Raw genomic sequence first — 218 nt, forward strand, 5'->3', positions numbered from 1 at the left:
GATTTCCAGATCGTCGCACAGAACGTCCAGCGACGGGTAGAAATCCCTCAGCTTCATATTGACGATGCTAAGAAGCATCGCCGGATCTTTCGGCAAGTCTGCCATCTTCTCTCACATCCTTTTCCTACTCGTAACACTTTTGGTCCGTCACAATGATTGCAGGACGGATATCATGCAATGCAAACGGCACTTCTTCCATTACCTGTTCTTCAAAACAG

The 218-nt window shown here is 47.2% G+C and carries 1 protein-coding gene; it reads right to left on the reverse strand.

The genetic code is table 11. The features are described from left to right. A partial coding sequence (locus tag HJY11_RS14285; protein WP_208076537.1) for a DUF4250 domain-containing protein occupies window positions 1-105 on the reverse strand: 105 nt, incomplete at its 3' end. Window positions 106-218 lie beyond the last annotated feature (113 nt).

The sequence above is a fragment of the Bittarella massiliensis (ex Durand et al. 2017) genome, assembly GCF_017566145.1.
Lineage (GTDB): Bacteria > Bacillota > Clostridia > Oscillospirales > Ruminococcaceae > Bittarella > Bittarella massiliensis_A.